Below are 25,823 nucleotides of genomic sequence, written 5' to 3'. Positions count from 1 at the left end.
GGCATCTGGTGGGGCCCGGCGTGTCCGGGCCCCACCAGAGTCACACCGCCCCGGTCAGGGGAGTGTGAAGGTGGCGATGGTGTGGCCTGCGGTGGGCAGGGGGCCCGGACAGGACCTTGTGGCGTGCCAGGCGCCCCAGCCGGGCTGGCCGGCCAGGTGGACCAGACGGCCGGTCACCGTGCCCTTGTCGGTGACTACCTTCACGCCGGCCGCATTGCCCTTGCCGCGGTGGACGCCGGACAGCAGGTAGCGCCCTTCGACCGGCTCACGCCGGGCTAGCCCTAGCCGGGCGGGATCACGCCGACCTTGTCGGTGCTCTTGCCGGGCTGGCTCACGCCGGACTGGCTCTTGCCGGGCGGGATCACGCCGACCTTGTCGGTGCTCTTGCCGGGCTGGCTCACGCCGGACTGGCTCTTGCCGGGCGGGATCACGCCGACCTTGTCGGTGCTCTTGCCGGGCTGGCTCACGCCGGACTGGCTCTTGCCGGGCGGGATCACGCCGGTAGATGCGGAGGCTTGAGCCACCGTGGACACTCCCACCACCCCGGCCGCGATCGCTGCGGCCGCCACATATTTCTTGATTCGGGTCATGGACGGAACTCCTTGCTGAGGGGAACGAGGAAAGTGGAGGGCGCCTCTCCACCTCCTTAAACTCCGCCCACCACGAACCCGGATGACACAGGCCTCTGACTTTTTTGGGCTCTTCTGCCGTGTGCGTTCACCATGCGGGCCCATCAGTCCGGAGGCCGTAAGGACGCGGGTGCGGGTGGCGGCCCGGCACACGCTCCGGCGGACGCCCCCCGCCCAACGTCACCGCGAGCGCGCCCGCGCGGCACCCCTCCCGCGCGGCTGCCGCCGCATCCGCGCCTGCCAGCAGGGCGGCGAGCACCGTGCCGGTGAAGGCGTCGCCCGCTCCCGTCGAGTCGACCGCCGTCGCGGGGACAGGCGGCACCCGAGCCGTCAGCGTGCCCGACTCCGCCACCAGCGCACCCTCGGCGCCCAGCGTGACGACGGCGAGCGGCACTTGGCGGCTCAGCGCGACCGCGGCGTCGGCGGCGTCGGGGATTCCGGTGAGCAGCCGGGCCTCGTCGGCGTTGGGCAGCAGCACGTCGGCAACGTCGACCGCGTCGAGGAACCGCTTCGCTCCGAGCACCCCGATGAAGCCGGCCGACGCGGGGTCCACACTCACGGGGACGCCCCGTCGGCGGGCGTCGGTGAGGGCCACGGTGGCGAGCTCCCGGCTCGGGTCCGCGAAGAAGAGATAGCCGGACAGATGGAGCCTGGCGACCCCGTCGAGCAGTGCGGGTGACCAGTCCGCGGGGGAGATCCGCAGGGCAGCCCCGCTGTCGGTGAGGAAGGTGCGCTCGGCGTGCGCGTCGACGAGCGCGACGACGGTCGCGGTCTCCGCATCGGGATCGGTCACGAGGAGCGGTCGCACCCCGGCCCCGCGCAGATGTGCCGCGTGCCAGTCGGCGTTCTCACCGCCGACCCTGCCGAGCAGCCGTACGTCGGCACACCCCGCGTAGGCGGCCCAGCAGGCCGCGTTGGCCCCCGCGCCGCCAGGGAGGGTGCGTATCCGGGCGGGCGTGTCGGTCCCGTGCGTGAGCCCCGCCGAGTGGCGGGCCACGACATCGGTGGCCACATCACCGATCACCAGCAGGGCGCCCCCCGGGTTCGCGGTGCCGGTCGAGTGGGCGGTACCGGCCCGGTCGGTGGGGCCGACCGGGCCGGTGGTGCAGGCCCGATCGCCGGGTCCGGCCGGATCGGCAGGTCCGCTCACAGCGCCGCCGCGATGCGCGCCGCGAGCCGCACATTGCCGCGTACCGCCGCCAGATTCGCCTCCAGTGAGGCACCCTCCGTGGCCCGCATCAGATGCTCGAGGAGGAAGGGGGTGACGCCCTGGCCCGTGATGCCCCGCTCCCGGCAGGCGTCCAGGGCCTCGGCCAGCACCCGGTCGTGCAGCCCGGGATCGAGCTGCTCGTCCTCCGGGACCGGCTGGGCGACGATCAGCGCGGTGTCCGGACCGTCGAGCGCGTCCTGGGCGCGGATCACCCCGGCCACCTCCTCGGGCGTGTGCACCGTCCAGTCGACGGGCTCGCCCGACGAGGACAGATAGAAGCCGGGGAACCGGTCGGTGCCGTAGCCGAGGACGCCGACGCCCAGGGTCTCCAGGCGTTGCAGCGTCGCCGGGACGTCGAGGATCGACTTCACCCCGGCGCAGACGACGGCGATCCGGGTCCTGGCAAGCAGCCGCAGATCCGCCGACTCGTCCTGGGTGGTGGTCCACTCCCGGTGCACTCCGCCGAGCCCACCCGTCGCGAACACGCGGATACCGGCGCGGGCGGCGAGGAAAGCCGTGGCGGACACGGTCGTCGCTCCGCTCGCCCCGGTGGCCAGGGCGGGAGCGAGATCGCGGTGTCCGAGCTTGCGCACCGCCGGGTCGTTGGCGACCCGCTCCAGCTGGTCCTTGGCGAGGCCGACGTGGGCCCGGCCGTCCAGCACGGCGATCGTCGCGGGCACCGCTCCCTCGCGTCCGACCAGTTCCTCCAGCTCGTGTGCGACGGCCAGGTTGCGGGGGCGCGGCAGTCCGTGCGCGATGATGGTGGACTCCAGGGCGACGACGGGACGGCGGGCGTCGAGCGCCTCCCGTACCTCTGGCGACAGCAGCAGCATGGTCTCGGGCATGCTTCCATCCCTGGCACGGGGACCCTCTGCGCAAACGTTTCTGCGGGCCTGGGGTCCTCACCGCTCCCGGATCCTCCGCCGGTCCTGCCCGCAGGAACGGTTCCCGGTCCCGCTAAGGTGACGCGCCATGACGACCTTTGATGGCAGTACCGCAGGCCCGGAATCCCCTTCGTTTGTCGTGCACATTCCGGATACCGAGCTGGAAGTCGAGCCTCTCGACCCCGCCCAGATCGTCTCCGGCGAGCCCGTGGTGACGGGAAAGGTGCTGTGGGAGTCCGAGGACGGCAAGCAGCTGCGGGGCATCTGGCAGATCACGCCGGGCGTGGTCACGGACACCGAGGCCAACGAGCTCTTCGTCGTGGTGAGCGGGCGGGCCACCGTCGAGGTCGAGGGCGGGGCCACCCTCGATGTCGGCCCGGGCGACGCCTGCGTGCTGCGTGAGGGCGACAGGACGACTTGGACGGTCCACGAGACGCTGCGGAAGGCCTACCACATCAGCCTGTGACGACCGGCTCGCGGGAACGGTCGGGCGATGCCCGCCGGAGCGCAGCCGGTGGCGTCAGTCGGCGGGGCGGTCCGGTCCGGCGGGGGTGGTCCGGACCGGCTCGTCCGCGACCTCGGTTGCGATGTCACCGGGCTGCGCCCCGGCCGTGCGCGACCGTGCCAGCGCACGACGCACGGTGAGGGCGGCCAGCGGCAGCAGCAGGCATGCCCCGATCGCGTTCAGCCAGCCGTAGTTCGTCTGGGCGACGATCAGGCCGGCCGCGATACCGCCGATGCCCGCCGCCGCGTTCATCGTGAGATCCGAGAGCCCCTGAACAGCGGCGCGGGCCGGTCCCGGCACCGAGTCGGTGAGGAGCGCCGAGCCCGAGACCAGCCCTGCGGACCAGCCCAGACCGAGCAGGAACAGACCCGCGGCGGTACGGCCGTGGCTCGCTCCCGCGGTGCCGGCCAGCAGGGCCGCACACGAGAGCAGCCCCACGGCGAGGCCGATCACCGACAGCCGGCCCAGCCGGTCGGACAGCCAGCCCATCACCGGCGAGAACGCGTACATGCCGGCGATGTGGCCACTGATCACCAGACCGATGAGCTCGATCCCGGCCCCGTGGTGGCTCAGCACCAGAGGCGTCATCGACATGATCGACACCATCGCGGTGTGCGCGATCACGATGGTGGCGAGAGCGAGCCGCGCCCGCGGGGACTCCCGCACCGCACGCACCCCCGCGCGCAGCGAGCGTCCCTCCCCGGTGTTCTCGTCGGCCGGGGCCAGCGCCCGTGCCGTCAGCAGGGGGTCGGGGCGCAGCAGCACCCCGACGACCAGGGCCGAGACCAGGAACACCCCGCCCGCCCACAGGAACGGCCCGGCCGCCTCCGGGATTCCGAGCCGGGACGCGCTCCGCCCCGCCGGTGCGGCGATGTTCGGCCCGAGCACCGCCCCGATCGTGGTGGCCCACACGACCAGGGAGATCGCCCGGGCACGGCGGTCCGGCTCGGCCAGGTCCGCGGCCGCGAACCGCGCCTGCAGATTCGCCGACGAGGCCGCGCCGAAGCCCGCCATCCCCAGGAGCAGCAACGGGAAGTTCCCGATCACCGCCGCCAGGACGACGACGCCGGCTCCGACCGCGCCGATCAGATAGGCCAGCACAAGGCCAGGCCGCCTCCCGTGTGCGGTCATCAGCGCGGCCAGTGGCACGGACAGCAGTGCCGTGCCCGTGACCGTGGCCGTCGGAGCCAGGCCGGACAGTGCCTCGGAGCCGCTCACCTGCTGCGCGAGCACGGTGGCCAGGGCGATTCCGGTGGCGACGCCCAGCCCGCCGAGGATCTGGCTCGCGATGAGGACGGGTGTGATCCGGCGCCGTAGCGCGGGAAGCTCCGCCGCATCGATCACGACGGACCGTCCGGCGCTCGTCGCGGACTTCTCCCCGGCGCTCACGAGCCGACCTCGTCCGACCCGGGAATCCCGCCCCGCCCGCGGATCCCCTCCCGTACCGCACCGGACGCCGGTCCGCAGACGGCACCGGCCGCGACGGCTATGGGATGGTCGTAAGAAGTACTGGTCACCGCGGCAGTCTGACAGCTGGGCACGGACGAGGGAATGGACTTTCGGCCGCCGCGGACCCGCCGCGGACCCGCCACGGACGCGGCCGGGCGGCCTGTGCTCCGGCCCGGAGCCTCAGAACAGCGGCTGCGGCAGAACCCCCTCCAGAGCCAGCAGCCTGCGCTTGGTCTCCCGTCCGCCCCCGAAGCCTCCGAGACTCCCGTCGCTCTCCACCACACGATGACAGGGCACCACCAGTGGCAGCGGATTCGCACCCATGGCCGCGCCGACCGCCTGGGCCGCGCCGGGCTGGCCCACCCTCGCGGCCAGCTCTCCGTATCCGACGACCGAGCCGAACGGCACCGAGGCGGCGAGCTCGCGCAGCACCTGGCGGTTGAAGCCTGACGTCAGCGACCAGTCCAGGGGCAGGTCGAAGTCCCGGCGCTCACCCGCGAAGTACTCCGCGAGCTGGCGTATCGGCTCGGCGAGAAGACCCTGGCCGGTGCTTCCGGTGCTTCCGGCCGTGCCCTGCGGCTGGGCGACGACCTCGTGCGGTGTGCGCCCCAACTGAGCGGCCAGCTGGCCGAGTGCCCTGTCCCGCACCGCCGGGTCGGCATGGAACACGACCCCCACCAGCCCCTCCCCGGTCGCGGCGAGAAGCAGCGGCCCGATGTCCGAGCCCACGACGGTCCACTCGAAGCTCTTCATGCGCACCACCGTACGGCGGGCCACTGACAGCGGCCCTGACCTGCGAAGACCGCGGTCGGCACACGACACCCCGGAGGGGTTCCATCCGCCGCCGTGCCGCCGGGGCGTCCCGCCTCGAGGTTTGCTTGCCCGCCGGATCGCCCTACCCTCGCCCGGTAAAGGGGTTCCCCGACGGGAGCCGTCCGGACCCGAGCGGCACAAGGGGCGAAGGGCATAGCAGGATGCAGGGCACAGTCGACGGTTTCAGCCACGGCCTCGTCACGCCGGTGGCCGCGTATCTGATCGCCTGCCTCGGCGGCGCCCTCGGGCTGCGGTGCACCGCCAGATCGGTACGCGCCCCCGGATCGCTCCGGGCCGGCTGGCTGGCGCTCGGCGCCGGCTCCATCGGCTCGGGGATCTGGACCATGCACTTCATCGCCATGATGGGCTTCACCGTCGCGGAGGCCCCGATCGGCTACGACCGGCCGACGACCTTCGCCAGTCTGGCCGTCGCCGTCGCGATGACGGGCATCGGGATCTTCATCGTGGGCTACCGCGGTGCGACCGCGATGGCCCTGGTCACCGGTGGGACCATCACCGGACTCGGCATCGCCTCCATGCACTATCTGGGCATGGCGGGCATGCGGCTCCAGGGACGTCTCGAGTACGACACATCGACCGTCGCCCTGTCCGTCGTGATCGCGGTCGTCGCGGCCACCTCCGCCCTCTGGGCCGCCGTGCGTGTCCAGCGCTTCCTGCCGAGTCTGGGAGCCGGCCTTGTGATGGGCCTTGCCGTGAGCGGCATGCACTACACCGGCATGGCTGCGGTGAGCGTCCATGTGCACACCACGGTCCCCCCGGACGCCCTCGGTGACTCGCCGGCCAAGCTCATCGCACCGCTGATGATCGGCCCCGTCGTCTTCCTCGTCATGGCCGCCGCTGTCGTCATGTTCGATCCGCATCGCGTCGTGGGCGATCCGGACCGGCCGGGAGCCGCGGGACCGCGGTGGAGGACCTTGGGGCGTGTGACCCGCCCGGACGTACCCGCCCAGCGGCAGCTGCCCTCCTTCGCCGAACCCCCGGCGTGGGCGGATCCGGCGGACCCGGACCGGACCACGCGCCGGCCGTCATCGCGCTCCCGGCGGCGCTGATCGGCGCCGGACGTCCTCCGGGTGCCCCGCACCGCGCCGTGCCGCTGCCCCGGCGGGGGCCGGGCGAGGCCCGGCATCAGCCGGGATCCGGCCCGGCTGTCAGTGGTGGGTCGTACGGTGGTTCCATGCGGCCCGTTACCCAGATCGAACGCTCGATGGCGCCCTTCGAGGTCGTCAGCCCCTATCGGCCCAGCGGCGACCAACCCACCGCCATCGCCGAGCTCGAGAAGCGCATCCGCGCCGGTGAGAAGGATGTCGTCCTGCTCGGCGCGACCGGCACGGGCAAGTCGGCGACTACGGCCTGGATGATCGAGAAGCTCCAGCGCCCCACGCTCGTCATGGCGCCCAACAAGACGCTGGCCGCTCAGCTCGCCAACGAATTCCGCGAGCTGTTGCCGAACAACGCGGTGGAGTACTTCGTCTCGTACTACGACTACTACCAGCCAGAGGCGTACGTCCCCCAGTCGGACACCTACATCGAGAAGGACTCCTCGATCAACGAGGAGGTCGAGCGGCTGCGCCACTCGGCGACGAACTCCCTGCTGACCCGCAGGGACGTCGTCGTGGTCGCCTCCGTCTCGTGCATCTACGGCCTCGGCACCCCGCAGGAGTACGTGGACCGCATGGTGCCGCTGAAGGTCGGCGAGGAGATCGACCGCGACCAGCTGCTGCGCCGCTTCGTCGACATCCAGTACTCGCGCAACGACATGGCGTTCACGCGGGGCACTTTCAGGGTCCGGGGCGACACCATCGAGATCTTCCCGGTCTACGAGGAGCTGGCCGTCCGGATCGAGATGTTCGGCGACGAGATCGAGGCGCTGTCCACACTCCACCCCCTCACCGGCGAGGTGATCAGCGACGACGAGGAGCTGTACGTCTTCCCCGCCAGCCACTACGTCGCCGGCCCTGAGCGCATGGAGAAGGCGGTCAACGGCATCGAGCGCGAGCTCGAGGAGCGCCTCGCCGAGCTGGACAAGCAGGGCAAGCTGCTGGAGTCGCAGCGGCTGCGGATGCGCACCACCTACGACATCGAGATGCTGCGCCAGATCGGCAGCTGCTCCGGCGTGGAGAACTACTCGATGCACTTCGACGACCGCGGCCCCGGCACTCCGCCCAACACCCTTCTCGACTACTTCCCCGAGGACTTCCTGCTCGTCATCGACGAGTCGCATGTGACGGTCCCGCAGATCGGCGCGATGTACGAGGGCGACGCCTCCCGTAAGAGGACCCTCGTGGACCACGGCTTCCGCCTGCCGTCCGCCCTCGACAACAGGCCGCTGAAGTGGGAGGAGTTCCAGAAGCGGATCGACCAGACGGTCTATCTCTCCGCCACCCCGGGCACCTACGAGCTCTCGCGCTCCGACGGTTTCGTCGAGCAGATCATCCGCCCCACCGGTCTCGTCGACCCGGAGGTGGTCGTCAAGCCCACCGAAGGTCAGATCGACGACCTGGTGCACGAGATCCGCAACCGGACCGAGAAGGACGAGAGGGTCCTCGTGACCACCCTCACCAAGAAGATGGCCGAGGACCTCACGGACTACTTCCTGGAGCTGGGCATCCAGGTCCGCTATCTGCACAGCGACGTCGACACGCTGCGACGGGTCGAGCTGCTGCGCGAACTGCGGGCCGGCGAGTACGACGTGCTGGTCGGCATCAACCTGCTCCGTGAGGGCCTCGACCTGCCCGAAGTGTCCCTTGTGGCGATCCTCGACGCCGACAAGGAAGGCTTCCTTCGCTCCGGTACGTCCCTCATCCAGACCATCGGACGTGCGGCGCGCAACGTCTCCGGCCAGGTCCATATGTACGCCGACAAGATCACCCCGGCGATGGAGAAGGCCATCGACGAGACCAACCGCCGCCGGGCCAAGCAGATCGCCTACAACGAGGCGAACGGCATCGATCCGCAGCCGCTGCGCAAGAAGATCAACGACATCGTGGCCACCATCGCCCGCGAGGAGGTCGACACCGAGCAGCTTCTGGGCACCGGTTACCGCCAGGGCAAGGACGGCAAGGGTGCCAAGGCGCCGGTCCCGTCGCTGGCGGCACACGGGACCACGGGCACCAAGGCGGCCAAGGGCGGCAAGGCCGCCGGGGCACGCAAGGGTGAGATCACCAGCGACCGTCCGGCGGCCGAACTGGCCGGGATCATCGAGGAGATGACGGAGCGGATGCGTGCCGCGGCGGCGGAGCTCCAGTTCGAGGTGGCCGCCCGGCTGCGGGACGAGGTCAGCGAGCTCAAGAAGGAGCTGCGGCAGATGAAGGAGGCGGGGCTGGCTTAGGGGGCTTCTGACGGATCTCCGCGGCGTCGCGACGCCCGGCACGCCCCCACGGCCTTACGGCGTGGGAGGTACCCCCACTCGCCGCACCTGCCGAAAGCCCAAGTACGTCCCGTACGAGGGCTCCCAGCCGGCACTCCCCAAGCTCTTCGAGCAGGGGGTACCCCCAGAGCACGCACCGGACGCCGTTCCTTCCTCCACGGAGATCCATCAGAAACCCCCTGGGGTCTTTCGTTAGGATCTTGCCGGGCTCGCGTGCGTGCCCTGGTGCCGAGATCCATGGGCAGGCCCAAGCCCTCTACTTGTTGCAAGAGCGCCACAAAATGACCGGCCGGTGCACCGCGGGTCCGTGGCGATGCGTAGGGTTTCAGGCGTGGTCGCCACAGGGATGGCGGCTGCGGTGGCGAAATCCGGTTCGGTGCCGGAGAGAGGGGGACAGCGCGTGAGCGTCAACTTGTCCAAGGGGCAGGGCATCAGCCTGCAGAAGTCCGACGGCGGCACACTGACCGCCGTGCGGATGGGCCTGGGCTGGCAGGCCGCCCCTCGGCGCGGACTGTTCGGGTCCCGCACGAGGGAGATCGACCTCGACGCCTCGGCTGTGCTCTTCGCCGACAAGCAGCCCGTGGACGTGGTGTTCTTCCGTCACCTCGTCAGCGACGACGGCTCCGTCCGCCACACCGGTGACAATCTGGTCGGCGGCGCGGGGCAGGGCGGGGACGACGAGGCCATCCTGGTCGACCTCCAGCGCGTGCCGGTCCACATCGACCAGATCGTCTTCACGGTGAACTCGTTCACCGGCCAGACCTTCACCGAGGTACAGAACGCGTTCTGCCGCATCGTCGACGAGACCAACGGCCAGGAGTTGGCGCGCTACACGCTGACCGGCGGCGGCCAGTACACGGCGCAGATCATGGCCAAGGTGCACCGCGTGGGTTCCGGCTGGCAGATGACCGCCGTGGGCGAGCCCGCCAACGGCCGCACCTTCCAGGACCTCATGCCGACGATCGTGCCGCACCTGTAGACCCGTCCGGCACGGCCCCCGGGCCGTGACCGTCGTTCGCGCAGCTCCCGGAGGCATCGGCCGCCGGGAGCCGCGTCGCTTCACACCGCGCAGCACCAGGCACCACCGCTTCACACCGCGCACCATCGAAAGCTCACCACCGAGGGGACAGAGCCGATGACGGCCGAGCTGGTCCGGGGGCAGAACCATCCACTGCCCGGCACCCGACTGGAGATCCGGGTGTCGGCCGGGAAGCCCGTCGTCGCCGGTGCGACCTTCGCCGACGAACAGGGGCGGGTGCCGGGCCCCGAAGGGGTCGCTCACCCCGCCCAGCCGGCTCTTCCCGGTATCGAGGTGCCACGGGAGGCCACCGCCGATCACCGGATCGCCGTCGACCTGGCCGTCGTACCGGCGGCCGTGCACCGGGTGTCCTTGCTGCTGGCACTGCCGGTGGCACCCGGGGCCCCGGTCCGGTTCGGAGCCGTCGCGGCTCCGTTCCTCGCCGTCACCGGACCCGAGGGCACCGAGATCGCCAGCTACACCGTCACCGGTCTGGACACCGAGTCCGCGGTCGTCGCCCTGGAGCTCTACCGCCGCCAGGGCGCCTGGAAGATACGGGCCATCGGCCAGGGTTACGTGGGCGGCCTCGACGAACTGCTCGCCGACCAGGGCGTCGAGCGCCCAGGGGAGCTCGCCACCGCCATCCACGCGGCCGTGGCTCCCGGCCTCGCCCGTACGGTCGGGACACCTCCGCCCCGTAGCACCACGGAAGTGCGCCGCGGCGCCCCGGCGGCAGCCTCGGGTGTGGCAGGCGACACCGTCGCCGGTGCGGGCGCGGGGGAGGCCACGCCGCACCAGGGGACCACGGGTCCCGCGGACACGCACGCCCAGAGCGTTCCCCAGGCCGGCAGCCCGGGTCAGCCCGGGACGTCCCATGGCAGCCCCATCAGCTACGCGCATCCCCGCAGGCAGTCCGCCGCGCCGCCGCCACCGCCCCCGGCCGCGCCGCCCGCGGAGCCGGGCCGCCCGGCGCCGCCGGTCGCCGGCGACGCCACCGGCTGGTCCATGGAAGAGCGGCTGTACAACCAGGTCTGGGGGATGTTCGAGGACCTGGCCCGGGCCACAGCGGCGTACCGCAGCGCCGTGGACTTCGCGGAGTCCCGGCGCGACCAGGAGCTCGACCGTGCGCTCTCCGACCCGCGCGCCCGGCTTGCCGGGGCTGCGGACCCCGCGAGCGAGGCCGCCCGCACGCGGCACGACGAGCTGACCCGGCGGGCACGTGAGGTCCTGGACCGCGATCTCGGCCAGCTGACCGCGGAGTCCGAGGTCGTGGAGCCCGCCCTGCCGGCTGCCTTCGCCCGCTGGGACCACCCCGTCTGGCACGGCTACCGGGTGCCGATGGAGATCCCGATGGCCCTGCGTCTCGGTGATCTGCACCTCCCCGAGCGGCCCGAGCTGCACATCCCCATGCTGGTGCGGCTGCCGCTCGAGCGCGGTCTGTGGGTCGACAGCGGGCGCGGTACCTCCGATGCCGCTTCCCTGTTGGACGAGGCACAGATCCGCAGGCTCGCCGTGGAGACGGCCGTGATGCACGCGGCCCGGCTGCTGGCGGTCTATCCGGCCGGTGAGTTCGCGGTGCACGTGATCGACCCGGCCGGTTCGGGTGCGGCCTCGTTCGCCCCGCTGGTGCACTCGGGGGTGCTGGACGCACCGCCCGCCGCCGGTGCCCAGGGGGTGTCGGGAGTGCTCGCCAAGCTCACCCAGCGCGTCGATCTCGTCCAGATGGCGGTGCGCGCCGGCGCGGCCGACGCCCTGCCACCGGATCTGGACACCGCCGAACAACTGCTGATCGTCAATGACTTCCCGCACGGTTTCGACGACCGCGCCGTCACCCAGCTGCGCTATCTCGCCGACGAAGGACCCTCGGTCGGCGTGCATCTGCTGATGGTGGCGGACCGGGAGGACGCGAGTGCCTACGGCCCGGTGCTCGATCCGCTGTGGCGCTCGCTGCTGAGGATCACCCCGGTCCCGGACGACCATCTCGCCGACCCCTGGGTGCAGCACTCCTGGACGTACGAGCCGCCGGTGGTTCCGCCGGGCAGCCAGGTGCTCCAGCAAGTGCTGACCCGTGTCGCCGAGGCGCGTCGCACCTGGCGGCGCTGACAGTCGGCACCCGGGCGGTTCGTGCGACCGCGGTCCCGCAGCCGGTGCGCGGGGTCGGTATGCGCGGCCCGGGGCCCGGGGGCCGGCCCTGCGCGCACCGGACCCTTCCAACCGACCTCGCTGACCTGCCCATTTGGCCTTCGCATTACCTTTCACTTTACCTTTCTTTGGTCTTTCCTGTACTGTTCTTTGCGCGGAGGGGAGTACTCCCACGTGCGGTGTGCCCGTCAGTACGGACCGACAGACAGAGCCCGGTCCCGGGGCACCGGCCCGCGGCGGCAGCGCGCCGTCCGGGTGGAAGAGACCTCCGGCAGCGACGACGCTGATCAGTAGCGGTACGACGCCGGAGGCGCAGTGGACGTTTCGATAAACCTGTGGGCACTGACCATCCTCGGTCTGAGCGCCCTTATCGCGGTCGACTTCTTCATCGGGCGCAAACCGCACGATGTGTCGATCAAGGAAGCCGGTATCTGGACGGTCGTCTGGATCGTCCTGGCCGCACTCTTCGGACTCGGCCTGCTGCTCGCGGGCGAGAGCCAGGCGTCGGGCGAGTTCTTCGCGGGATTCATCACCGAGAAGTCGCTCAGCGTCGACAACCTCTTCGTCTTCGTCCTGATCATGGCGAAGTTCTCGGTGCCGTCCCATCTCCAGCAGCGTGTGCTGCTCGTGGGTGTGCTGATCGCCCTGGTCCTGAGGGCCATCTTCATCGCGGCCGGCGCCGCGATCATCACCAGCTTCTCGTGGGTGTTCTACATCTTCGGAGCGTTCCTGATCTACACCGCCTGGAAGCTCATCCAGGAGGCGCGCTCCGACGACGAGGAGGACGAGTTCGAGGAGAACCGCCTGCTCAAGTCCATCGAGAAGAAGTTCGGTGTCGCCGACCGCTACCACGGCACCAAGCTGTTCATCCGAGTCAACGGCAAGCGCGTGCTGACCCCGCTGATGGTGGTCATGCTGGCCATCGGCACCACGGACGTGCTGTTCGCGCTGGACTCGATCCCGGCGATCTTCGGTCTGACCCAGGACCCGTACATCGTCTTCACGGCCAACGCCTTCGCCCTGATGGGACTGCGTCAGCTGTACTTCCTGATCGGCGGACTCCTCAGGAAGCTGGTCCACCTCAGCTACGGCCTCTCGGTGATCCTCGGCTTCATCGGTGTGAAACTCGTGCTGCACGCCCTGCACGAGTCCGGGGTGCACGTCCCCGAGATCTCGATCCCGTTCTCGCTGGCGTTCATCTGCGGTGTCCTGATCATCACCACCATCACCAGCCTCATCGCCTCCAGGAAGCAGGAGAGGCGCGAGGCGGCGGAGGGCGCGGCCGGGGCGGAGACCCTGGGCGACGAGCCCGAGAAGGACAGCGTCGGCGCCTGACGGCCCGCACGGCACGCTCCCTGGCCCCGCACATCCTCTGCGGCGTGGGCGTCGCCCCCGATGCGAACACCGGACGGATGGTCTGCCATCCGTCCGGTGCCGTGTGCGGGGCCGCGGACCGTGAGGGCTTCGACGAGTATCAGGCGGTCGCGCCCTCCTCCTCGGTCGCGCCCTCCCCCTCGGTCTCGGCCTCCTGCGCGGGTTCCTCCACCGGCCGCCCCCGCCCCGGCGCGGTCTCCGGCAGCAGTGCGAAGCACAGCAGACTCAGCAGCGCGATCCCGGTCAGATAGGCCGCCACTCCCCACGGCGGGCCACTTCCGTCCGACATCGCCGTGGCCACGATCGGCGTCAGCGCGCCGCCAAGGACTCCCGCGAGGTTGTAGCCCACGGCCGCACCGGTACAGCGCACCCTCGGCTCGTACAGCTCGGGCAGATACGCGGCGATGACGGCGAACACGGTGATGAAGGCCAGCAGGGCGACGAGGAAGCCGAAGAACATCGGCAGCGGCCGCCCGGTCTGGAGCAGTGCCACCATGGGGAACATCCACAGCGCGGTGACCGTGCATCCGGCGAGACACAACGGCCGCCGCCCGTAGCGGTCGCCGAGCATCGCCGCGAACGGTGTGGCGGCAGCCTTGACGGCGACGGCCGCCATGATCGACCCGAGCATGGCCGTGCGGCTGACGCCGAGCCGCTCCGTCCCATAGAGGAGTGCCCAGGTCGAGACCGTGTAGAAGACCGCATAGCCGGCTGCCAGCGCCCCTGCGGTCAGCAGGACCAGCCGCCAGTGTCCGCTCAGTACTTCGGCCAGCGGCAGCCGGGCCGGCTCGGCGATCTCCTTGAACTGCGGGGTCTCCGCCAGGGAGCGCCGCAGCAGCAGTCCACCGGCGGCGAGGAGCCCCGCGGCCCAGAAGGGCACACGCCAGCCCCACGCCTGGAACTGGGCATCGGTCAGTCCCACGGAGAGCGCCAGCATCACACCGTTCGCCAGCAGGAAGCCCACGGCCGGCCCGATCTGGGGGAAGCTCGCCCACAGTCCGCGGCGTGCCGCGGGAGCATGCTCGGCGGTCAGCAGTACGGCACCGCCCCACTCCCCGCCGAGCCCGAGTCCTTGCAGAAAGCGCAGCACCAGGAGCAGTACGGGAGCGGCGACGCCCAGGGTGGCGTACGACGGCACACAGCCGACCAGGACGGTGGCCACCCCGGTCAGCAGGAGAGAGGCGAACATCACCGGTCGTCGCCCGTACCGGTCGCCGACATGTCCGAAGAGGACGGACCCGAGCGGCCGCGAGATGAATCCGGCCGCGAACGTACCGAAGGCGGCCAGTGTCCCCACGAGGGGGGAGAACGTGGGGAAGAACAGCGGCCCGAGTACCAGCGCCGCGGCGGTGCCGTAGACGAAGAAGTCGTAGAACTCCACGGCCGTCCCGGCGAGCGAGGCAGCGGCGAGCCGGGCCATCGAGGGCGGCGGGGCGGGCCCGTCGGAAGCGGCCGGGGCGGGAGAGTCGGGCACAGGAGAGGACGAAAGGTGATTTCTACGCACGCCGCGCCAACTACCCGTGATCGTTCCGGGTTACGGGGGCGCGCCGATGCGCGGCACGCCCCCGCGCCGGGTCGGGCGTGTCACCAGCCGCGGGCGCGCCACTCCGGCAGGTGCGGACGCTCGGCGCCCAGGGTGGTGTCGTTCCCGTGGCCCGGGTAGACCCAGGTCTCGTCGGCGAGGGCGCCGAAGATCTTGGCCTCCACGTCGTCGATGAGGCTGGCGAACGCCGCGGGGTCCTTGTGGGTGTTGCCCACCCCACCCGGGAAGAGGCAGTCGCCGGTGAACACGTGCGGGTGGCCGTGCGGGTCGTCGTAGACCAGCGCGATCGACCCCGGGGTGTGTCCCACCAGGTGGCGCGCGGTGAGCTCGACCCGGCCGACCTTGACGGTGTCGCCGTCGTCCACGAGCACGTCCGTGGGAACCGGGATGCCCTCGGCGTCCTCACGTCCGGCGTAGGTGCGGGCGCCGGTCGCCCCGACCACCTCCGCGAGCGCCTGCCAGTGGTCGCCGTGCTGGTGGGTGGTGACGACGGCCGTGATGCCGTCGTCACCGATCAGCCGGAGCAGGGTCTCGGGTTCGTTCGCCGCGTCGATCAGCAACTGCTCGCCGGTCGCCCGGCACCGCAGCAGATACGCGTTGTTGTCCATCGGGCCGACCGCGACCTTGGAGATCATCAGGTCCCTGAGCTCGTGGACATCCGCCGGGCCGCCGACCTTCACCGCTCCGCTGTAAGTCATGGGGCCAGCGTACTCAGCCGATCACAGCGGTGGCAGTACGGGAAGCGCGCCGCCCGAGGGCTTGAGGGCGGAGCCGTCGCGGCGGCCGGCCAGCCAGCCGAGCAGATCGGCCGCGGCACCCGTGACGGTGATCCGTCCACCGCCGGCCCCGCCCCCCGTGGTCCATGTCCGGCCGTCGTCCGCGGCGACCGTGACGGGGGGAACGTCCGGGTGTCCGGTGAAGCGCTGCGCGAGGAAGTCGATCTCGCGCTCGGTGAAGCTGTCGGACAGGTCTTCGAGCTCGTATCCGATGCCGAGGTCGACGTGGTGCAGTTCCACCTCGACGAGACGCCGGAAGGGCAGGCGCGACGCCGTGTCCGTGACGCCGTTGCGCAGCTCGAGGGTACGGTCCCAGCCGCCTTCGACCGCCTGCTGGACGGCGCCCACGGCGCGGAACCGGATGTCGGTCTCGCGTACGTCGTCGAGCTGGGCGTCGAGCGGCCGGTGCGCGTCGCGCTCGATATCGGCTTCGCGGGCCTCGGCGCTCGGGTACATCGGGCGGCTTTCGAGGACGTTGACGAGGGCGTCGGCGTTGCGGGCGAGATGGGCCAGGACATGGCCGCGGGTCCAGCCGGGGAGCCGTGACGGTGCGGCGACGGCCGCGTTGTCCAGTCCGGCGGCTGCGCCGAGGAGCCGCTCGGTCGCTTCGTGTACGGAGGCCAGGTCGTGCACGGGATCGATCATGAGGAAGACGATAGCCCTGCCACACGTTCGGGTGAAGGTCGCACCACACCGCCGTAAATCGAATGCGCGTGCTATAGGCTCGGTGGAGGCATCCTTGGTAGTCAGGCATTCATTCGTCAGGCAGCTATCGATCTCGTGGCCCCCATAGCCTGGAGCAGTCCGGGACGGGGGTCGTGCCCCCCGCTCTTCCCAAGACCTCTCTGAAGAAAGGTGCGGACCCGGCGTGGCCGACCGTCTCATCGTCCGTGGCGCTCGCGAGCACAATCTCAAGAACGTCTCGCTCGACCTCCCGCGTGACTCACTCATCGTCTTCACCGGGCTCTCGGGGTCGGGCAAGTCGTCGCTCGCGTTCGACACGATCTTCGCCGAGGGGCAGCGCCGCTACGTCGAGTCGCTGTCCTCGTACGCCCGGCAGTTCCTGGGGCAGATGGACAAGCCGGACGTCGACTTCATCGAGGGCCTCTCGCCGGCCGTCTCGATCGACCAGAAGTCCACGTCGCGCAACCCGCGTTCCACGGTGGGCACGATCACCGAGGTCTACGACTACCTCCGCCTGCTCTTCGCCCGGATCGGCAAACCGCACTGCCCCGAGTGCGGACGCCCCATCTCGCGCCAGTCGCCCCAGGCCATCGTCGACAAGGTGCTGGAGCTGCCGGAAGGCAGCCGCTTCCAGGTGCTGTCCCCGCTCGTGCGCGAACGCAAGGGCGAGTTCGTCGACCTCTTCGCCGACCTCCAGACCAAGGGGTACGCGCGGGCGCGGGTGGACGGGCAGACGATCCAGCTCTCCGACCCGCCCACGCTGAAGAAGCAGGAGAAGCACACCATCGAGGTGGTCGTCGACCGCCTCACCGTGAAGGACAGCGCCAAGCGCCGTCTCACCGACTCCGTCGAGACCGCGCTGGGCCTGTCCGGCGGCATGGTCGTGCTCGACTTCGTCGACCTCCCCGAGGACGACCCCGAGCGGGAGCGGATGTACTCGGAGCACCTCTACTGCCCGTACGACGACCTGTCCTTCGAGGAGCTCGAGCCCCGCTCCTTCTCCTTCAACTCGCCCTTCGGCGCCTGCCCCGACTGCACCGGTATCGGCACCCGCATGGAGGTCGACCCCGAGCTGATCATCCCGGACGAGGAGCGCTCACTCGACGAGGGCGCGATCCACCCCTGGTCCCACGGCCACACCAAGGAGTACTTCGGGCGCCTGATCGGGGGCCTCTCCCAGGCTCTCGGCTTCCGTACGGACATCCCCTGGGCCGGCCTGCCGCAGCGTGCGAAGAAGGCCCTGCTCCACGGCCACAAGACACAGGTGGAGGTCCGCTACCGCAACCGCTACGGGCGCGAGCGCTCCTACACCACCCCCGCCTTCGAGGGCGCGGTCTCGTTCGTCAAGCGGCGCCACAGCGAGGCCGAGAGCGACTCCAGCCGTGAGCGCTTCGAGGGGTACATGCGCGAGGTGCCCTGCCCGACCTGCGAGGGCACACGCCTCAAGCCGATCGTGCTCGCCGTCACGGTGATGGAGAAGTCCATCGCCGAGGTCTCCGCGATGTCGATCAGCGACTGCGCCGACTTCCTCCGCCGGCTCACGCTCAACGCCCGCGACAAGAAGATCGCCGAGCGGGTGCTGAAGGAGGTCAACGAAAGGCTGCGCTTCCTGGTCGACGTCGGACTGGACTACCTCTCGCTGAACCGCGCTGCAGGCACCCTCTCCGGCGGCGAGGCACAGCGCATCCGGCTCGCCACCCAGATCGGCTCCGGACTCGTGGGCGTGCTGTACGTCCTGGACGAGCCCTCCATCGGCCTGCACCAGCGCGACAACCACCGGCTCATCGAGACCCTCGTCCGCCTCCGGGACATGGGCAACACGCTGATCGTCGTGGAGCACGACGAGGACACCATCAAGGTCGCCGACTGGGTCGTCGACATCGGCCCGGGTGCGGGCGAGCACGGCGGCAAGGTCGTCCACTCCGGCCCGCTCAAGCAGCTGCTGGCCAACAAGGAGTCGATGACCGGGCAGTATCTGTCCGGCAAGAAGTCCATCGCCACGCCCGACCTGCGGCGCCCGACGGACCCCACCCGGCAGCTGACCGTGCACGGCGCCCGGGAGAACAACCTCCGGGACATCGACGTGTCGTTCCCGCTCGGCGTGCTCACCGCCGTCACCGGAGTCTCCGGATCCGGCAAGTCGACGCTGGTCAACGACATCCTGTACACCCACCTGGCGCGTGAACTCAACGGTGCCAAGTCGGTGCCCGGCCGGCACACACGCGTGGACGGCGACGACCTCGTCGACAAGGTCGTGCACGTCGACCAGTCGCCCATCGGCCGTACGCCCCGGTCCAACCCGGCCACGTACACGGGTGTGTTCGACCACGTCCGCAAGCTGTTCGCGGAAACGATGGAGGCGAAGGTCCGCGGGTATCTGCCGGGCCGCTTCTCCTTCAACGTCAAGGGCGGCCGCTGCGAGAACTGCTCGGGCGACGGCACGATCAAGATCGAGATGAACTTCCTGCCGGACGTCTACGTCCCGTGCGAGGTCTGCCACGGTGCGCGCTACAACCGGGAGACCCTGGAAGTCCACTACAAGGGCAAGTCCATCGCCGAGGTGCTGGACATGCCGATCGAGGAGGCGCTGCACTTCTTCGAGGCGGTGCCGACGATCGCCCGCCATCTGAAGACCCTGAACGAGGTGGGCCTCGGATACGTCCGGCTCGGCCAGCCCGCGCCGACCCTGTCGGGCGGTGAGGCGCAGCGGGTGAAGCTGGCGAGCGAGCTCCAGAAGCGGTCCACGGGCCGCACGGTCTATGTGCTCGACGAGCCGACCACCGGTCTGCACTTCGAGGACATCTCCAAGCTGATCAAGGTACTGTCCGGGTTGGTCGACAAGGGCAACACCGTGATCGTCATCGAGCACAACCTGGACGTCATCAAGACCGCCGACTGGGTCGTCGACATGGGACCCGAGGGCGGCAGCGGCGGCGGCCTGGTCGTGGCCGAGGGCACACCGGAGGAGGTCGCCGGGGTCCCGACGAGCCACACCGGCAAGTTCCTGCGCGACATCCTGGGTGCCGAGCGCATCAGCGACGCCGTGCCGCAGCAGTCGCGCAAATCCTCCGCGGCCAGGAAGACGGCAGCCGCGAAGAAGGTGGTGGCGGCGAACTCCGTCCCCACCAAGAAGGCGGCCACAGCCAGGACGGCCACGGCCAAGGCGGCCGGCACGCGTTCCAGGGCCCGCAAGGCCTGAGCCGGGGCCGCGAGGACCGGGTCCACGGGGAGATCTGCCCGGCCCAGCCACCGCTCGGGGGTGGCAGGGCCGGGCAGCACCGCGTCTGCGCCGTGAATCAGTCCAGCGCGGCGGCGTACGGCGCGGCCCGGACCCATGTGTGAGCAGGCCGGCGCCGCCGCTCCCGCTACCCGCCTGTGCTCCTCCCGCCCACCCACCCTGTGCTCCTCCCACCCACCCTGTAGAGCCGCGATCTGCGCCGGTATCGTCGGATCGGTTACCGACGGGCGCACCCACACACCACCTCCTGCGTCCGCTCCCGCCCCCGACCCATGGAGAACCCATGTCCGGCCAGACCCCCGCCCGCCGCACCGTGCTGAAAGGCGCCGCGCTCGCCGGGGCCGCCGGACTGGGGGCCGCCGCCTGCTCCACCGAGTCCAAGCTCGGCCACGCCCAGGTCCCCACCCCGACCGCCCCCGTCGACCTCGGCGCCGCGGACGCCGTCCCGGTCGGCGGCGCGAAGCTCTACCGTGAGCAGCGACTGATCGTCCACTGCCCGGCGAAGGGCCGGTACAAGGCGTTCAGCGCCCAGTGCACCCACGCGGGCTGCGTCCTGGACAAGATCGAGGACACCGAGGGCAACTGTCCCTGCCACGGCAGCCGCTTCGACGTCACCACCGGCGAGGCCGTCAAGGGCCCGGCCACCGTGCCCCTGCCCGAGGTTCCGGTCAGCGTGCGCGACGGGAAGCTGGTCGCCGGTCCGCAGGCGTAGGTCCTGTCCGGGCCCGAGAAGACCGTCCGGACAGGACCTGACCGAGCAGGGCCCGGTCCGCCCGGGGAGCCCCTTGGCGGGAAGGCGTCACGGCCTCTCGCGGCGAGGCCCGGTTGTCGGCGCCCGCCAGTAGGGTGGGCGGCATGGCAGACCCCTCCAGCTACCGACCCAAGCCGGGACAGATCCCCGACTCGCCAGGGGTCTACAGGTTCCGGGACGAGCACCGCCGGGTGATCTACGTCGGAAAGGCGAAGAGCCTTCGGCAGCGTCTCGCCAACTACTTCCAGGACCTGGCGAGTCTGCACCCGCGCACCCGCACCATGGTGACCACCGCGGCCTCCGTGGAGTGGACGGTGGTCTCCACGGAGGTGGAGGCGCTGCAGCTGGAGTACTCCTGGATCAAGGAGTTCGACCCCCGGTTCAACGTCAAGTACCGGGACGACAAGAGCTATCCCTATCTGGCGGTGACGCTGAACGAGGAGTTCCCGCGGGTCCAGGTGATGCGCGGGGCCAAGCGGAAGGGCGTGCGCTACTTCGGTCCGTACGGCCACGCGTGGGCCATCCGCGAGACCGTCGACCTGATGCTCAGGGTCTTTCCCGTACGGACGTGCTCCACGGGGGTCTTCAAGAACGCCGCACGGACCGGCCGCCCTTGTCTCCTCGGTTATATCGGCAAGTGCTCCGCCCCCTGTGTGCAGCGGGTCACGCCGGAAGAGCACCGCGAACTGGCCGAGGACTTCTGCGACTTCATGGCCGGCCGCACCGGCACCTACATCCGCCGCCTGGAGAAGGACATGATGGCGGCGGCCGAGGACATGGAGTACGAACGCGCGGCCCGGCTCCGTGACGACATAGAGGCCCTCAAGCGGGCCTTGGAGAAGAACGCCGTCGTGCTGGCCGACGCGACCGACGCCGATCTGATCGCGGTCGCCGAGGACGAGCTGGAAGCGGCCGTCCAGATCTTCCATGTGCGGGGCGGCCGGGTCCGCGGCCAGCGCGGCTGGGTCACCGACAAGGTGGAGGCCGTCGACACGGCGGGTCTGGTCGAGCACGCCCTGCAGCAGCTGTACGGCGAGGAGAGCGGCGACGCCGTCCCCAAGGAGGTTCTCGTCCCCGCCCTCCCCGAGGACGTCGACGCGGTCACCGCGTGGCTGAGCGGACGGCGCGGGGCGAACGTGTCGCTGCGCGTTCCGCAGCGCGGCGACAAGAAGGACCTGATGGCCACCGTCGGGCGCAACGCCCAGCAGGCCCTGGTGCTGCACAAGACGAAGCGCGCCAGCGATCTGACCACCCGCTCCCGGGCCCTCGAGGAGATCGCGGAGGCCCTGGACCTGGACTCGGCGCCGCTGCGCATCGAGTGTTTCGACATCTCGCACCTCCAGGGCGAGGACGTGGTGGCGTCCATGGTCGTCTTCGAGGACGGGCTGCCCCGCAAGAGCGAGTACCGGCGGTTCCAGATCAAGGGCTTCGAGGGACAGGACGACGTCCGCTCGATGCACGAGGTGATCAGCCGACGCTTCCGGCGCTATCTGGCCGAGAAGGAGAAGACCGGGGAATGGGGGCCCGCCGCCGACGGTGGTGACGGGCTCACCGAGACGGGAGAGATTCCCTCGCCCGCGGTCGGTGAGATCCCCTTGTCCGCCGCCCTGGAGGACAACGGCCGGCCGAAGAAGTTCGCGTACCCTCCCCAGCTCGTGCTCGTTGACGGCGGTCAGCCGCAGGTCGCCGCGGCCCAGCGGGCGCTGGACGAGCTGGGCATCGACGATGTCGCCGTCTGCGGCATCGCCAAGCGCATGGAGGAGATATGGCTGCCGGGCGAGGACGACCCCGTGGTGCTGCCCCGGTCCAGTGAGGGGCTGTATCTCATCCAGCGCGTCCGCGACACGGCTCACGACTTCGCGATCCGGTATCAGCGCTCCAAACGCACCAAACGGCTCCGTACCAGCCCCCTGGACGCCGTGCCCGGCCTCGGGGACACCCGCAAGCAGGCGCTGATCAAGCATTTCGGCTCGGTGAAGCGGCTGCGGCAGGCGACAATCGAGCAGATCTGCGAGGTGCCCGGCATGGGACGGAAGACGGCGGAGTCCGTCGTCCTGGCACTCGCCGCGGCGGCTCCGGCCGCTCCCGCCGTCAACACGGCGACAGGAGAGATCATTGAAGAGGACACGCACAACGGGGCACCGGCAGCACGCACGACCGAGAACGGGGGAGACACGGAATGACCGGCAAGGACGGAACCGGGCGACAGGACGGCAACACGGGGCAGCAGGACGGTGCCGCGCATGACGGCGCCGTGGCGAGCGCCGTCGCCGGCCACCGGTCACGCACGGACCGTGACGGGGGCACGGGCCGTGAATCACGCACGGACTTGGAAGAACACGGAGCAGGAGACGTGAGTACGGGAACGACGTCCGAGGCCGGGCAGGCCGCCGAAGCGGCCATCCCCGAGCTGGTGATCATCTCCGGAATGTCAGGCGCCGGCCGCAGCACCGCGGCGAAGTGCCTGGAAGACCTCGGCTGGTTCGTCGTCGACAACCTGCCGCCCGCACTGATCCCCACGATGGTGGAGCTCGGAGCACGGTCCCAGGGCAATGTGGCCCGTATCGCCGTCGTCGTGGACGTCCGCGGCCGGCGGTTCTTCGACAACCTCCGCGAATCCCTCGCGGACCTCGACGCCAAGCAGGTCACCCGCCGGATCGTCTTCCTGGAGTCGTCCGACGAGGCCTTGGTGCGCCGGTTCGAGTCGGTGCGCCGACCGCACCCGCTGCAGGGCGACGGACGGATCGTCGACGGCATCGCCGCCGAGCGGGACCTCCTGCGGGAGCTGCGCGGCGACGCCGATCTGGTGATCGACACCTCCAGCCTCAACGTCCATGAACTGCGTGCCAAGATGGACGCCCAGTTCGCGGGCGAGGAGGAGCCGGAGCTGCGGGCCACCGTCATGTCGTTCGGCTACAAGTACGGGCTGCCGGTCGACGCCGACCTGGTGGTGGACTGCCGCTTCCTGCCCAATCCGCACTGGGTCCCGGAGCTGCGCCCGTTCACCGGACTCAACGAGGAGGTGTCCGGCTATGTCTTCGACCAGCCGGGTGCCAAGGAGTTCCTGAACCAGTACACCGAGCTGCTGCAGCTGATCGCCGCGGGCTACCGGCGCGAAGGCAAGCGGTATGTGACCATCGCCGTCGGCTGCACCGGCGGCAAGCACCGCTCCGTCGCCATGTCGGAGAAGCTCGCCGCGCGCCTCGGCTCCGAGGGCATCGAGACCGTCGTCGTCCACCGTGACATGGGGCGCGAGTGACCGGTCGCACACTTCGTCTGCGCCGGCTGCGAGGCACCGACGCCCCCCGGTCCGGCCGCAGGCGCGGCACCCAGCCCAAGGTCGTCGCGCTCGGTGGCGGGATGGGCCTGTCGGCATCACTGGCCGCCCTGCGCCGGATCACCGGCGATCTCACCGCCGTTGTCACGGTCGCCGACGACGGCGGTTCCAGCGGCCGGCTCCGCAAGGAACTGGGCGTCCTGCCACCCGGTGACCTCCGCAAGGCCCTCGCGGCGCTGTGTGGTGACGACGACTGGGGCCAGACCTGGGCCAGGGTCATCCAGCACCGCTTCCAGTCGCAGGGCGACCTCCACGAGCACGCGGTCGGCAATCTGCTGATCGTCGCCCTCTGGGAGCAGCTCGGCGACCATGTGCAGGCGCTTGATTTGGTGGGCCGGCTGCTCGGCGCCCACGGCCGGGTGCTGCCCATGTCGGCGGTGCCGCTGGAGCTCCAGGCGCTGGTCCGGGGGCACGACCCGGAGCGGCCGGACGATATCGGGACGGTACGGGGGCAGGCGACGGTGGCGCTGACCCCCGGTGAGGTGCAGTCCGTGCACCTCGTGCCGAACGATCCGCCCGCGGTTCCCGAGGCCGTCGAGGCCGTGCTGGACGCCGACTGGGTGGTGCTCGGCCCGGGTTCGTGGTTCTCGTCGGTGATCCCTCATCTGCTCGTCCCCGAGCTGCTCGACGCCCTGGTGGAGACCAAGGCCCGGCGCGTTCTGTCCCTCAATCTGGCGCCGCAGCCGGGAGAAACGGATGGTTTCTCTCCGCAGCGTCATTTGGAGGTTTTGGGGCGACACGCCCCTAAACTCGCCCTGGACGTGGTGCTGGCCGACGAAGCGGCCGTGCCCGATCGCGAGTCCCTCGCCGACGCAGCGAAGCGGCTCGGGGCCGCGGTCGAGCTGGCTCCGGTGGCGTTGCGCGGGAGTGCCGACCCGGCCGAAGGCCTGGGGGTCGGTGCCTCGCGGCACGACCCGGAGCTGCTGGCCGCCGCGTACGACCGTATTTTTCGGATGCATGGAAGGATCGGCCCATGGCGATGACGGCAGCGGTGAAGGACGAAATCTCCCGGCTCCCCGTCACCCGGACCTGCTGCAGAAAGGCGGAGGTCTCGGCGATCCTGCGGTTCGCGGGCGGACTGCACCTGGTGAGCGGGCGCATCGTGATCGAGGCGGAGCTGGACACGGGCATCGCGGCGCGCAGGCTCCGCAAGGACATCCTGGAGATCTTCGGCCACTCCTCGGACCTGGTGGTGATGGCCCCGGGCGGGCTGCGGCGCGGCTCGCGCTATGTCGTGCGGGTCGTCGCGGGCGGTGACCAGCTGGCCCGCCAGACCGGTCTGGTCGACGGCCGGGGCCGGCCCATCCGCGGGCTGCCCCCGCAGGTGGTCTCGGGTGCGACCTGTGACGCGGAGGCGGCGTGGCGTGGGGCCTTCCTCGCGCACGGGTCGCTGACCGAGCCCGGCCGCTCGTCCTCGCTGGAGGTGACGTGCCCGGGCCCCGAGGCCGCGCTGGCGCTCGTGGGCGCCGCGCGGCGGCTCTCCATCGCCGCGAAGGCGCGCGAGGTGCGCGGGGTCGACCGGGTCGTGGTCCGGGACGGTGACGCCATCGGTGCGCTGCTGACCCGGCTGGGCGCCCATGAGTCGGTGCTGGCGTGGGAGGAGCGGCGGATGCGCCGTGAGGTCCGCGCCACCGCCAACCGCCTCGCCAACTTCGACGACGCCAACCTCCGGCGCTCGGCCCGGGCGGCGGTGGCGGCGGGGGCCCGGGTGCAGCGTGCCCTGGAGATCCTGGCCGAGGAGGTGCCCGAGCACCTTGCCGCCGCGGGCAGGCTGCGCATGGAGCACAAGCAGGCGTCGCTGGAGGAGCTCGGGGCGCTCGCGGACCCGCCGCTGACCAAGGACGCGGTCGCCGGCCGTATCCGCCGTCTGCTGGCGATGGCGGACAAGCGCGCGCAGGACCTGGGTATCCCGGGCACCGAGTCCAACCTCACGGAGGAGATGGCCGACGGCCTCGTCGGGTGACCCCGACGCCGCTTTCCGGCCGGCCCCCTGAACCTTCCGCTCAACGAGTGAATTTCCCGCTGCCGGCGCCCTTTTGGGGCGTCGGCAGCGGTGTGTCGCTGGACCCCCTGCCGTCTTGA

General features: G+C 70.8%; 22 protein-coding genes. 12 read left to right on the top strand and 10 right to left on the bottom strand.

Going from position 1 to position 25,823, the window contains the following annotated elements:
* Window positions 1-54 precede the first annotated feature (54 nt).
* The 4 genes from ACTWOL_RS08730 to ACTWOL_RS08715 all read right to left on the bottom strand — a co-directional run bounded on the left by ACTWOL_RS08730 (window position 55) and on the right by ACTWOL_RS08715 (window position 2,684).
* Entirely contained in the window at window positions 55-204 is a 150-nt protein-coding gene (locus ACTWOL_RS08730; RefSeq protein WP_474296017.1) for a hypothetical protein, read from the bottom strand.
* Window positions 205-281: 77 nt separating this feature from the next.
* On the bottom strand, window positions 282-590 hold the full coding sequence (locus ACTWOL_RS08725; RefSeq protein WP_474296016.1) for a hypothetical protein: 309 nt from the start codon (window positions 588-590) through the stop codon (window positions 282-284).
* A 127-nt stretch (window positions 591-717) separates the two neighbouring features.
* Window positions 718-1,779: a carbohydrate kinase family protein gene (locus ACTWOL_RS08720; protein WP_474296015.1), complete on the bottom strand. Its 1,062-nt coding sequence runs from the start codon at window positions 1,777-1,779 to the stop codon at window positions 718-720.
* Complete coding sequence (locus ACTWOL_RS08715) at window positions 1,776-2,684, bottom strand: pseudouridine-5'-phosphate glycosidase (protein WP_474296014.1); 909 nt, start codon at window positions 2,682-2,684, stop codon at window positions 1,776-1,778. The genes ACTWOL_RS08720 and ACTWOL_RS08715 overlap by 4 nt, the downstream gene beginning before the upstream one ends.
* Before the next feature lie 127 nt (window positions 2,685-2,811).
* On the opposite strand from ACTWOL_RS08715, the gene ACTWOL_RS08710 reads away from it, so the two are divergent.
* Window positions 2,812-3,189 (top strand): cupin domain-containing protein, encoded by a 378-nt coding sequence (locus ACTWOL_RS08710; RefSeq protein ID WP_474296013.1) that lies wholly within the window; start codon window positions 2,812-2,814, stop codon window positions 3,187-3,189.
* A gap of 54 nt (window positions 3,190-3,243) precedes the next feature.
* On the opposite strand, the gene ACTWOL_RS08705 is transcribed toward ACTWOL_RS08710, so the two are convergent.
* The 3 genes from ACTWOL_RS08705 to ACTWOL_RS08695 all read right to left on the bottom strand — a co-directional run bounded on the left by ACTWOL_RS08705 (window position 3,244) and on the right by ACTWOL_RS08695 (window position 5,430).
* The gene (locus tag ACTWOL_RS08705) at window positions 3,244-4,617 is read right to left on the bottom strand and encodes an MFS transporter (protein ID WP_474296012.1); all 1,374 of its coding nucleotides are present in this window, start codon (window positions 4,615-4,617) and stop codon (window positions 3,244-3,246) included.
* Complete coding sequence (locus ACTWOL_RS08700) at window positions 4,614-4,745, bottom strand: hypothetical protein (RefSeq protein WP_474296011.1); 132 nt, start codon at window positions 4,743-4,745, stop codon at window positions 4,614-4,616. Before ACTWOL_RS08700 ends, ACTWOL_RS08705 begins: the two co-directional genes overlap by 4 nt.
* Window positions 4,746-4,857: 112 nt before the next feature.
* Window positions 4,858-5,430 (bottom strand): methylated-DNA--[protein]-cysteine S-methyltransferase, encoded by a 573-nt coding sequence (locus tag ACTWOL_RS08695; protein ID WP_474296010.1) that lies wholly within the window; start codon window positions 5,428-5,430, stop codon window positions 4,858-4,860.
* Between the two features lie 221 nt (window positions 5,431-5,651).
* Between ACTWOL_RS08695 and ACTWOL_RS08690 the strand changes: the two genes are divergently transcribed.
* The 5 genes from ACTWOL_RS08690 to ACTWOL_RS08670 all read left to right on the top strand — a co-directional run bounded on the left by ACTWOL_RS08690 (window position 5,652) and on the right by ACTWOL_RS08670 (window position 13,373).
* Window positions 5,652-6,560 carry an MHYT domain-containing protein gene (locus ACTWOL_RS08690; RefSeq protein WP_474296009.1) on the top strand — a complete coding sequence of 303 codons (909 nt, stop codon included), beginning with the start codon at window positions 5,652-5,654 and terminating at the stop codon, window positions 6,558-6,560.
* A 125-nt stretch (window positions 6,561-6,685) separates the two neighbouring features.
* On the top strand, window positions 6,686-8,839 hold the full coding sequence (gene uvrB, locus ACTWOL_RS08685) for an excinuclease ABC subunit UvrB (protein WP_474296008.1): 2,154 nt from the start codon (window positions 6,686-6,688) through the stop codon (window positions 8,837-8,839).
* 439 nt (window positions 8,840-9,278) lie between these two features.
* Window positions 9,279-9,857, top strand: a complete 579-nt coding sequence (locus ACTWOL_RS08680; RefSeq protein WP_474296007.1) for a TerD family protein — start codon at window positions 9,279-9,281, stop codon at window positions 9,855-9,857.
* A 156-nt stretch (window positions 9,858-10,013) separates the two neighbouring features.
* Complete coding sequence (locus ACTWOL_RS08675) at window positions 10,014-11,999, top strand: TerD family protein (RefSeq protein WP_474296006.1); 1,986 nt, start codon at window positions 10,014-10,016, stop codon at window positions 11,997-11,999.
* Between the two features lie 354 nt (window positions 12,000-12,353).
* Window positions 12,354-13,373 (top strand): TerC/Alx family metal homeostasis membrane protein, encoded by a 1,020-nt coding sequence (locus ACTWOL_RS08670; RefSeq protein WP_474296005.1) that lies wholly within the window; start codon window positions 12,354-12,356, stop codon window positions 13,371-13,373.
* Window positions 13,374-13,512: 139 nt separating this feature from the next.
* Here ACTWOL_RS08670 and ACTWOL_RS08665 read toward each other — a convergent pair whose 3' ends face one another.
* From ACTWOL_RS08665 to ACTWOL_RS08655, 3 genes are all read right to left on the bottom strand, one after another.
* On the bottom strand, window positions 13,513-14,886 hold the full coding sequence (locus tag ACTWOL_RS08665) for an MFS transporter (RefSeq protein ID WP_474296004.1): 1,374 nt from the start codon (window positions 14,884-14,886) through the stop codon (window positions 13,513-13,515).
* Between the two features lie 110 nt (window positions 14,887-14,996).
* Entirely contained in the window at window positions 14,997-15,653 is a 657-nt protein-coding gene (locus tag ACTWOL_RS08660; protein ID WP_474296003.1) for an MBL fold metallo-hydrolase, read from the bottom strand.
* Between the two features lie 21 nt (window positions 15,654-15,674).
* Window positions 15,675-16,376 (bottom strand): maleylpyruvate isomerase family mycothiol-dependent enzyme, encoded by a 702-nt coding sequence (locus tag ACTWOL_RS08655; RefSeq protein WP_474296002.1) that lies wholly within the window; start codon window positions 16,374-16,376, stop codon window positions 15,675-15,677.
* A gap of 223 nt (window positions 16,377-16,599) precedes the next feature.
* On the opposite strand from ACTWOL_RS08655, the gene uvrA reads away from it, so the two are divergent.
* The 6 genes from uvrA (at window position 16,600) to whiA (ending at window position 25,704) form a co-directional block, all read left to right on the top strand.
* Entirely contained in the window at window positions 16,600-19,614 is a 3,015-nt protein-coding gene (gene uvrA, locus ACTWOL_RS08650) for an excinuclease ABC subunit UvrA (RefSeq protein WP_474296001.1), read from the top strand.
* Window positions 19,615-19,936: 322 nt separating this feature from the next.
* A complete protein-coding gene (locus ACTWOL_RS08645; protein ID WP_474296000.1) occupies window positions 19,937-20,365 on the top strand; it encodes a Rieske (2Fe-2S) protein in 429 nt (142 codons plus the stop codon).
* Window positions 20,366-20,508: 143 nt separating this feature from the next.
* Window positions 20,509-22,587 carry an excinuclease ABC subunit UvrC gene (uvrC, locus tag ACTWOL_RS08640; RefSeq protein WP_474295999.1) on the top strand — a complete coding sequence of 693 codons (2,079 nt, stop codon included), beginning with the start codon at window positions 20,509-20,511 and terminating at the stop codon, window positions 22,585-22,587.
* A gap of 170 nt (window positions 22,588-22,757) precedes the next feature.
* The gene (gene rapZ, locus ACTWOL_RS08635) at window positions 22,758-23,663 is read left to right on the top strand and encodes an RNase adapter RapZ (RefSeq protein WP_474295998.1); all 906 of its coding nucleotides are present in this window, start codon (window positions 22,758-22,760) and stop codon (window positions 23,661-23,663) included.
* Window positions 23,664-23,764: 101 nt separating this feature from the next.
* Entirely contained in the window at window positions 23,765-24,724 is a 960-nt protein-coding gene (locus ACTWOL_RS08630; protein ID WP_474301120.1) for a gluconeogenesis factor YvcK family protein, read from the top strand.
* Window positions 24,715-25,704 carry a DNA-binding protein WhiA gene (gene whiA, locus ACTWOL_RS08625; RefSeq protein ID WP_474295997.1) on the top strand — a complete coding sequence of 330 codons (990 nt, stop codon included), beginning with the start codon at window positions 24,715-24,717 and terminating at the stop codon, window positions 25,702-25,704. The genes ACTWOL_RS08630 and whiA overlap by 10 nt, the downstream gene beginning before the upstream one ends.
* The last annotated feature ends 119 nt before the right edge of the window (window positions 25,705-25,823 follow it).

The sequence above is a fragment of the Micromonospora sp. IBHARD003 genome, assembly GCF_056106285.1.
The sequence above is the reverse complement of the archived record's forward strand: the minus strand, read 5'-3'. Positions and strand labels throughout refer to the sequence as shown.

Excerpts from the sequence above, each read along its gene's own strand:
- ACTWOL_RS08725 (WP_474296016.1), bottom strand. The coding sequence starts at position 590 with ATGACCCGAATCAAGAAATATGTGGCGGCCGCAGCGATCGCGGCCGGG.
- ACTWOL_RS08715 (WP_474296014.1), bottom strand. The coding sequence starts at position 2,684 with ATGCCCGAGACCATGCTGCTGCTGTCGCCAGAGGTACGGGAGGCGCTC.
- ACTWOL_RS08710 (WP_474296013.1), top strand. The coding sequence starts at position 2,812 with ATGACGACCTTTGATGGCAGTACCGCAGGCCCGGAATCCCCTTCGTTT.
- ACTWOL_RS08695 (WP_474296010.1), bottom strand. The coding sequence starts at position 5,430 with ATGAAGAGCTTCGAGTGGACCGTCGTGGGCTCGGACATCGGGCCGCTG.
- ACTWOL_RS08690 (WP_474296009.1), top strand. The coding sequence starts at position 5,652 with ATGCAGGGCACAGTCGACGGTTTCAGCCACGGCCTCGTCACGCCGGTG.
- uvrB (WP_474296008.1), top strand. The coding sequence starts at position 6,686 with ATGCGGCCCGTTACCCAGATCGAACGCTCGATGGCGCCCTTCGAGGTC.
- ACTWOL_RS08675 (WP_474296006.1), top strand. The coding sequence starts at position 10,014 with ATGACGGCCGAGCTGGTCCGGGGGCAGAACCATCCACTGCCCGGCACC.
- ACTWOL_RS08660 (WP_474296003.1), bottom strand. The coding sequence starts at position 15,653 with ATGACTTACAGCGGAGCGGTGAAGGTCGGCGGCCCGGCGGATGTCCAC.
- ACTWOL_RS08655 (WP_474296002.1), bottom strand. The coding sequence starts at position 16,376 with ATGATCGATCCCGTGCACGACCTGGCCTCCGTACACGAAGCGACCGAG.
- ACTWOL_RS08645 (WP_474296000.1), top strand. The coding sequence starts at position 19,937 with ATGTCCGGCCAGACCCCCGCCCGCCGCACCGTGCTGAAAGGCGCCGCG.
- uvrC (WP_474295999.1), top strand. The coding sequence starts at position 20,509 with ATGGCAGACCCCTCCAGCTACCGACCCAAGCCGGGACAGATCCCCGAC.
- ACTWOL_RS08630 (WP_474301120.1), top strand. The coding sequence starts at position 23,765 with ATGGGCCTGTCGGCATCACTGGCCGCCCTGCGCCGGATCACCGGCGAT.
- whiA (WP_474295997.1), top strand. The coding sequence starts at position 24,715 with ATGGCGATGACGGCAGCGGTGAAGGACGAAATCTCCCGGCTCCCCGTC.